Annotated in this window: 4 protein-coding genes; all 4 read left to right on the top strand. The window is 75.5% G+C overall.

Annotated elements, in window-relative coordinates; translation table 11 throughout:
- Window positions 1–1,270 (top strand): SaeA-related protein (locus tag E1293_RS22310; RefSeq protein ID WP_481726075.1); only part of this gene is annotated, 1,270 nt, incomplete at its 5' end.
- Window positions 1,267–2,484, top strand: a complete 1,218-nt coding sequence (locus tag E1293_RS22305; protein WP_132199391.1) for a TRAFAC clade GTPase domain-containing protein — start codon at window positions 1,267–1,269, stop codon at window positions 2,482–2,484. The genes E1293_RS22310 and E1293_RS22305, both read left to right, overlap by 4 nt.
- Before the next feature lie 2 nt (window positions 2,485–2,486).
- A complete protein-coding gene (locus tag E1293_RS22300; RefSeq protein ID WP_132199390.1) occupies window positions 2,487–4,499 on the top strand; it encodes a GAP1-N2 domain-containing protein in 2,013 nt (670 codons plus the stop codon).
- The gene (locus E1293_RS22295) at window positions 4,496–6,226 is read left to right on the top strand and encodes a TRAFAC clade GTPase domain-containing protein (protein ID WP_132199389.1); all 1,731 of its coding nucleotides are present in this window, start codon (window positions 4,496–4,498) and stop codon (window positions 6,224–6,226) included. The genes E1293_RS22300 and E1293_RS22295 overlap by 4 nt, the downstream gene beginning before the upstream one ends.
- Window positions 6,227–6,728: the final 502 nt, after the last annotated feature.

Here is a 6,728-nt window from a genome sequence, read left to right as displayed (position 1 = left end):
CGATAGGACGGACGGGGATGTGATCGCGGGGGCGGTGGACGAGCGGCCGCCCGTCAACGTGCCCGTGTACTACGGGGTGTTCGCGGTCCGGGGGGACGCCGTGGCGCCGCCGGCGGTCGCGGGCCCGGTGGTCGTGCGGCCGGACCCGAGTGACGTCGAGCTGCTGGCCGGGGACGGGCAGGTCACCGGGCGGTGGCGGTGCCCGGCGGAGGCGGCGCGGGTCGTCGTCGTGCGGGAGGGCCGGGCCGTCCCGGCCGGGCGCGACGGGTTCCGGGAGCGCGTGCCGAACGGGCGCACCCACCACTACCGGGTCGCCGCCGTCTACCTGGACGAGTCCGGGCGGGAGGCCGTGACGGACGGGGTGCGCGTCTCGGCCACGCCCAGCGCGCCGCCCGAGCCCGTGTTCGAGCTGCGGGCCGGGTCCGAGGAGTCCGACCCGGGGCTGGTGCGGGCCCGGTTCGACCCGCCCGGCCACGGGACGGTCGAGCTGGTGCTGTCGGACGGACCGCCGCCGTGGCCGCGCAGCGCGCTCGTCCCCCTCGAAGAGGTGCGGCGGGAGACGCGGCGGCTCGCGTGCACACCGGTTCCCGGCGGCCTCGAAGTGCGGCCGGGCGCCGGCGGCTGGCTCCTGGCGGTGACGGTGGCGGAGGGCACCGCCGCGATCGGCGCCTACCACCGGTACGTGAACCTGCCGCCGCCGCGCCGGCTCGTCGCCGAGCGGCGGGGCGCCTACGTGCACGTCGGGTTCGACTGGCCGCCGGACGTCGCCGAGGTCGACGTCGTCCACCGGATCGGGCGGGCGGAGTCCACCGAGGTCGTGACGCGGGCCGCCTACGACACGCAGGGCGGGATCCGGCTGGCGGCGCCCGAGGACGAGCCCGTCGAGCTGTCCGTCGCGGCGGCCGGGACCGTGGGCGGCGCGCGGCTGACCGGGCCGCCGGTGTCCGCCGAGGTCGCGGCGCGCACGATCGTCCGGTACGACGTGCTGCGGTCGGGGCCGCCGTGGCGGCGGTCGCTGACGATCCGGCTCACCTCGCCGCGCCCGCTGCGGGTGGCGCGGCTGTCGCTGGTGCTGCGCGCCGGGCGGGTCATGCCGCACCGCGCCGCCGACGGCGAGACGCTGGGCGCGTGGGAGCAGGTGCCGGTGCCGGGCGAGCTGTCCCTGGACGTGCCGGAGGCGTCCGGCCCGTACTGGCTGCGCTGCTTCGCCGACGACGACGTCGTCGAGCTGAGCGATCCCCCCGTCCGCCGGCTCCAGGTCACCCGATGACGCGGCCGCCGGCCCGGCAGGGCGTCACCTGCCCCTACTGCTTCGCGGCGGTCGCGCCGCAGCGGATCCTGTTCCGGTGCCGGGGGCAGGCCGGGCGGCGGCAGGGCTGCGCCCCGGTGCTCGACAAGGAGCTGGCCGAGTACACGGGGTCGACGGCGGGCGCGTCGCTGCCGCCGGTGTTCGCCGCGTCCGGGCGCAAGGGGCGCGCCGACTGCCCCGAGTGCGGCCTGCCGACCGGGAACCGGGCATGCCCGGAGTGCCACAACCCGCTGCCGTCCGCCTACTGCGACTCGCCGGGACGCATCGTCGCGCTGGTGGGGGCGAAGAACGCGGGGAAGAGCACCTACATCGCCGTCCTGCTGCACGAGCTGATGAACCGCGTCGGGACGGAGCTGGACGCCTCGCTCGTCGCGTGCGACGACCGGACGATCGAGCGGTACAAGCGCGACTTCGCGCGCCCGCTGCTGGAGGAGCGGCGGCTGCTGCCGACGACCGCCAGCGCCGCGACCGGGCCGCGCGAGCCGCTCGTCTACCTGCTGACGCGGACGCGGACCCGGAAGGGGCGCTTCGCGCGGGCCCGCAACGACTCGCTGGCGCTCGTGCTGTTCGATACCGCGGGCGAGGACCTGCGCAGCCGCGAGGTCACCGACCTGCACCTGCGGTACCTGGAGGCGGCCGACGCGATCATCTTCCTGGTCGACCCGCTGGAGCTGCCGGGCGCGCGGGCGGAGGTGCGGGACGCCGTGCCCGCTCCGCGGACGGCCGGCGAGGACCCGGACAGCGAGCCGCTGAACGTCATCGCGCGGGTCACCGAGACGCTCCGGCAGCGGCACGGGACCCGTCCCGGCGAGCCGCTGCCCGTCCCGGTCGCGGTCGCGCTCACCAAGATCGACGTGCTGCGGCCGGGGCTGCTGAAGCAGTCGGCGCTGCACCGGTCGCGGTCCGGCCAGGGCGTCCTCGACCTGGACGACAGGGACGCGGTGAACGAGCAGGTCCGTGCGATGCTGCACGACTGGCAGGCGGGGCAGCTCGACACCTACCTCGGTCAGCAGTACGCCGGGCACGCGCTGTTCGGGCTGTCGGCGCTCGGCGGCGTCCCGGAGCGGGGCCGCGTCGGCGCGGGCGGCGTCCGGCCGTACCGGGCCGAGGACCCGCTGCTGTGGCTGCTGTACCGGTTCCGGATGCTCGACGGCGTCCGTCCCGGGGGTGGATAGCGGTGGCGTGGCAGCTGCACTACACCTCCGCGCGGCGCGGGCCCACCGGCCGGGCCGGGTTCCAGTTCGTCGCCGAGACGCCCGGCCTCCCGGACGGGATGCGGGCCGCGGTGACGCCGTACCTGTCGTACCGTCCCCCGCCCGACGCGCCGCTGTCGCCCGACGACTCCGAGCTGGGCCTGTTCCCCGTCTCGCTGCTGTACGAGGAGGTGGACGGGCGCCCGCTGCTGCTGCGCTGCCGCTACCTGGGCCGCGACTACTCGGGCCGCTACGGCAACTTCTTCGCGCACGCGGTGGTGGCCGAGCCCGAGGAGCTGGAGGGGCTGCGGCCCGCCGAGCTCTGGCATGCCGCGCACTGGACGCCGCTGCCCGCGCCGGGCACCGTCCTCGACCCGCTGGACGAGCTGACCCCGGGCGCCGCACTCGACCCGGAGGCCCTCGCGGCGTGGCTCGCCACCGCCGGCCCGGACGACCCGTACGCCCTTCTCGCGAGCCTGGTGGACGCCGTCGCCGGAGTGCTGGCCCAGGGCCACGGGCGGGTCGTCCTCATCGCCGGCGACGTCGAGCTGATCGCGCGCTGGATCGCGGTCGTGTCGTACTCGCTGCCGGTCGCGGCGGCGGCGAGGCTGTCGTTCGTCACCTACACCGCAGACCCGGACGGCGCCGCGCAGAGGCTGGTCGGGACGACGCCGGCCGTCTGGTCCGCCGCGCAGAGCCACGCCTCGCACGCGTCCGCGTTCGACCTCCGCACGGGCGTGCCGGGGGGCGCGGCGAGCCGTTTCGCGCGGACCGTCGCCGGCTGCTGGCGCACCTCCGACTTCGGCGGCCTGGACGCGCTCGGCGAGCTGGCGCCGCTCAACGATCCCGCGCAGGAGGGCGCCGCCGCGCTGCTGGCGATGTGCCGGGGCGACGCCACCGTCACGGCGGACGAGGAGGACGCAGCGGCGGAGCTGCTGTCGCGGCGCGGCTCCGGGATCCCGGACTGGGTGTGGCGCGATCTCGTGCCCGGGGTCCCGTCCATGGGCCTCGATCTCGCGCTCGCCCTGCACGACCGGGCCCCGGCCGAGCTGCGGGACGCGGTGCTGGACGGCGTCGTCGACGGTCTCGCCGACGCCGGCCCGGCCGCGCTCACGTCCGCGCTCACGTCCGCGCACTGCGACCGGCTGTACGGGCACCGCGAACGGCTGCGGGACGTGCCGGCGGTCGCCGTCCCCGTGCTGGCGTCCATCGGGCGGAGGCATCGCAGCCGCCGGATCGCGGTGACCGGTGAGCTGCTGCGGCTGGACGGCGCCGACATCGAGGGGGCGCTGCGGGAGATCTGGGCCGCGCCGCCGTCCGCCGCCGAATGCGTCGACCTGCTGGACGCGCACGGGCTGGACGGGCACGGGCGGCCGGCGGTCCATCCCGCGCTGGCCGAGCTGCCGTCCCGGACGTTCACGCGGCTCGCCTTCCCCGGCGGCGACGGCCTCGCGGACCCGGCGACGCTGCGGCTCGCCGAACGCGCCGGCGAGCTGATGCCGGGCGAGCGCGCCGGACGCGACGCCGAACTCGTCCAGGCGTACGGGAAGGCGATCACCGCGGGCCCGTCTCGGGCGGCCCGCGCGCTGGAGCGGATCGCCGGCGCGGACGGCGCCACCCCGCAGCTCGCCGGGGAGGCGTTCGCCGGCGCGGCGCGGCGGCTGTTCGCGCGGCCGCCCGGATTCCGGGCCGAGCTGCTGGCGGCACTGTCCGCGGCCGGCCGCGCCCGGCTCGCCGCCCAGTGGACGGACGGGCTGCCGGGCCGCACCCGCGCCGGCCGCGCCCCGCTGCGCGGCGCGGAGATCGAGCGGCGCAACGAGCTGGTCGAGGTGGTGCTGCGGCTGCGCAAGCGCGGCGTCACCGAGCCGTCCCTGGAGGCGTGGGCGCGGGCGGCGGCCGGGCGGTGGCTCGCGGCGAAGCAGCTCGACTCCCACCTGGCGCGCCGCCCGGAGCTGCGCGCCGAGCTGCGGGACCTCCTCGCGGAGGAGGCGCCGTGAACCCGGTCGTCGTGCTGCTGCTGATCGCCGTGTGGCTGGGCGCCATGTGGCTCGGGTTCATGTACGTGTTCCCGGTGCTGTTCGCCGCGACGCTGATCATCGCCGGGGCGGCCGCGCTCGGCGTGTACTACCTCGGCGCGTGCCGCACGCTCGCGCCGTCCACGCTGGAGGGGCCGTCGCCGGTGGCCGCCCCCAAGATCGCCTACCGGCACTACCTGCTCGGCCAGGTGTGGCGCGACTGGTGGACGATCACCCGCACCGTCGCCCCGCAGGTGTACCGGACGGCCAAGGGCATCGTCGTCAGCCTCACCCGGACGCTGCTGGGCGGCCCCTGGGGGTTCTTCGTCTTCCCCATCTGGCTGGCGCTGTCGGCGGGCATCGTCGCCGCCGCCGTCCCCGCCTCGGTGTTCGTGCTGGTGCTGACCGTCCTGTACGGGGTGGTCGCGGCGATCGGGCTCGCGGTGTGGCTGGCGTGCGTGCTCGTGCTGGCGGCGGTGGAACGCGTCTTCATGATGTACGGGCGGATCCTGCAGACGTGCCCGCACCCGTTCTGCTACGAGCGGATCGGCCTGCCCGAGTACGAATGCCCGGGTTGCGGGACGCGGCACCGGCATCTGACACCGGGATCGGGCGGCGCGTTCCGGCACGTGTGCGGCTGCGGAGCGCGGCTGCCGACGACCGTCGCGCTCGGACGTTTCCGGCTGGCCGCGTACTGCCCGCACTGCGGCGGGCGCCTGCCCGAGCGGATCGGCCGCGTCCGCGTGGAACCGCTGCCGTTCGTCGGTGGCCCGGCGGCCGGCAAGACCACGTTCATGGTTCTCGGCATCCGCGCCTTGCACGCGCGTGCCCGCGCCGTCCACGGACGGCTCGCGTTCGTCGAACAGAGGCACGCCCAGGCGTACGCGGGTGCGATCCGCGAATTCCAGCGCGGCGGACGTCTCGCCAAGACCGGCCCGGAGCTTCCCCTCGCGACCATGGTGGACGTGGAGCTGCCGGGGCGCGCACGGCGCATCCTGTATCTGTTCGACCCCGCCGGTGAGCACTACACGGGAGCCACAGAGGTCGAGTCGCTGCGCTACCTGGACCACAGCGAGGCGCTCCTGTTCGTCGTGGACCCGTTCGCGCTCCCCCAGCTGCGCCGTGCGCTGACCGGGGACGAGCGCGCGTTCGTCGACGAGTCCGCCGCGTCGTCGGAGGAGGATCCCGCCGACACCCTGCAGCGGGTGCTGAACGAGCTGCGCTCCCGTCCCGACCATGGACGGCAGAAGCGCGTCGCCGTCGTCGTCACCAAGACCGACCTGCTGGCCCGCACGGAGATCGGCCGCTCCCTCGACACCGGCGGCGACGACACCGGCCTGCGCGACTGGCTCGGACACGTCGGGCTCGGCAACACCGTCCGCACCCTCGACCAGGTCGCCGCCCAGGTGCGGTACTTCGCCTCCGGCCTCGGCGCCGAACCGGCGGACGTCGCCGAACTGCTGGGCTGGGTGACCGGGCTGCCCGCGGCGGGGACGTCCAACGGCGACCGTCCGCTCGCCGACGTCCCGCAGGAGCTTCCCGGGACCGCGCCGCTGCGCGCCCCATGGCCGGTGCGCGGCCGCGGTCCCGCCCGCGTCCCGGTCGGCTACCAGGCCGGGCGCTGGGCGGTCCTGGCGGGCGTGTCGGCCGTCACCATCGCCACGGTCACCGGCGCGGTCGTCGCGGCGGCGGAGCGCTTCCCGTTCTGACGCTGTGACGCACCCCACTTCCTGACGTGGAAGATAACGGATCGTCATCCGATTGACCCTTTTCGGAAGGGCACCCGACCGAGAGGCACAGATGACGACCACCACCGCAGTGTTCATTGCGTCGCCCTTGGCGTCGGGCCTTGAAGGCCCTCCTTCGGCGGACAACGCAGCGATCGCAGCATCGCTACGACTCGCCTTGCGGCTCGCTGCGCGATCAGGTTCTCGCAAGCTCGAACCTGGCTTCGCACGCGATCGCAACGCTCAAGGTTGTTGAGGGCTGATGCCGACGGTTGCGCTTCTTGATACTTTGCGAGCTTTCACCTTGGCGTTGCAGCCACCGCGCACCTCAGGCAAGACAGAGGCTTGGCCCGAGGTAACGGCAAGAGCCTGCGCTTCAAAGTCCCATAGCTGTCGCGGACTCCCCAGGGCCACGATGATGGCGGACGCCAACTGGTTTGAACGGCCGCAAACGCCTCAGCCACGAGGCCGACGGCCGGGTTCG

Origin of the sequence: Actinomadura darangshiensis, assembly GCF_004349235.1 — a bacterium.
Taxonomy (GTDB): Bacteria; Actinomycetota; Actinomycetes; order Streptosporangiales; family Streptosporangiaceae; genus Spirillospora; species Spirillospora darangshiensis.
Note: the sequence above shows the minus strand (reverse complement) of the source record. Positions and strands in the feature narration are given on the sequence as shown.